This window comes from Burkholderia sp. Ac-20379 (assembly GCF_017104645.1).
In the GTDB taxonomy this organism is placed as follows: Bacteria; Pseudomonadota; Gammaproteobacteria; order Burkholderiales; family Burkholderiaceae; genus Burkholderia.
Window position 1 is genome coordinate 1 of sequence record NZ_JAAGPF010000629.1, and the last position, 1,567, is coordinate 1,567.

2 protein-coding genes are annotated in these 1,567 nt (G+C 73.0%); both read right to left on the bottom strand.

Going from position 1 to position 1,567, the window contains the following annotated elements; all coding sequences use genetic code 11:
* The coding region (locus G3N92_RS33380) for an ABC transporter ATP-binding protein (protein ID WP_206131768.1) at positions 1-748 on the bottom strand (748 nt) is incomplete at its 3' end.
* A partial coding sequence (locus tag G3N92_RS33385) for an ABC transporter permease (protein ID WP_206131769.1) occupies positions 745-1,567 on the bottom strand: 823 nt, incomplete at its 5' end. The genes G3N92_RS33380 and G3N92_RS33385, both read right to left, overlap by 4 nt.

Consider the following 1,567-nt stretch of genomic DNA (forward strand, 5'->3'; position numbering starts at 1 on the left):
TCGTCAGCGCGAGCAGCCGCAGCGGCCGCTCGGCGCCGGCCACCAGCCGCTCGACGAATCCGGGCGCGGGGCGCGCCAGGATCTGCGCGGGCGGCCCGGCCTGCAGCACCTTGCCGCCGTCCATCACGGCGATCTGGTCGCCGAGCCGCAGCGCCTCGTCGATGTCGTGCGTGACCAGCACCACGGTGATCTTCAGGCGCTGCTGCAGCGCGGCCAGATCGTCCTGCGCCTTGCCGCGGATGATCGGGTCGAGCGCGCCGAACGGCTCGTCCATCAGCAGGATCGCCGGTTCGGCCGCGAGCGCGCGCGCCACGCCGACGCGCTGCTGCTGGCCGCCCGACAGCTGATGCGGCAGCTTGTGCGCATACACCGACGGCTCCAGCTCGAACAGTTCCAGCAGTTCGTTGACGCGCGCCTCGATGCGCGCCTTCGGCCAGCGCGCCAGCGTCGGCACGGTGGCGATGTTGCGCGCGACCGTCCAGTGCGGAAACAGCCCGTGGCCCTGGATCACGTAGCCGATCCCGAGCCGCAGCGTTTCGCCGCTGACGCTCGCGGTATCCGCGCCGTCGATGCGGATCGTGCCGCTGCTCGGCTCGATCAGCCGGTTGATCATGCGCAGCAGCGTGGATTTGCCGCTGCCCGAGGCGCCCACCAGCGCCGTGACGGTGCCGGGGGCGATGGCGAGCGAGACGTCGTCCACGGCGACGAGCGGGCCGAAGCGGCGGGTGACGCGATCGATTTCGATCATCGGGGGCTCCGTTTCGACAACTGGATGGCCGCGTCGAACACCACCGACGCCACGAACGCGAGCGCGATGGTGGGCAGCGCGCCGAGCAGCACGAGATCGGTGGCGGCCTGGCCCAGGCCCTGGAAGATGAAGGTGCCGAAGCCGCCGCCGCCGATCAGCGCCGCGACGGCCGCGAGGCCCACGTTCTGCACCAGCACGATGCGCAGGCCGGCGAGGATCACCGGCAGCGCGAGCGCGAGTTCCACGCCGATCACGCGCTGGCGGTGCGTCATGCCCATCGCGCGGGCCGCTTCCACCACGGTGGCGTCCACGCCGTCGATGCCCACTACCACGCTCGAGACGATCGGCAGCAGCGCATACAGGAACAGCGCGACGAAGGCCGGCGCCGGGCCGATCCCGCCGATGCCGAGCGCGGCGGCGAGCGGCAGGTGCGCGGCCAGCAGGCCGAGCGGCACCATCAGGATGCCGAACAGCGCGATGCTCGGGATCGTCTGCACGACGTTGAGCACGGGCAGCAGCGCGGCGCGCCAGGCGGGCCGGTGCGCGCAGGCGATACCGGCCGGCAGCGCCACGGCGAACGCCGCGAACGTCGAGCCGGCCACCAGTTCGAGATGGCGCAGCGCCTCGGCCCGGAAGCTGTCGTCGCGCACCGCGTATTCCTGCATGACCGAGAGGCCGTCCCATGCGCCGCTGGCGAGCGCCGCGCCGAGCGCGGCCGCGGCCAGCACGAGCGCGCCGATGCGCCGCGCGGGCGACGGCCCGAGCCGCGCGAACGCGTCGGCGATCAGCACCGCGAATGCGAACAGCAGCAGCCACGCG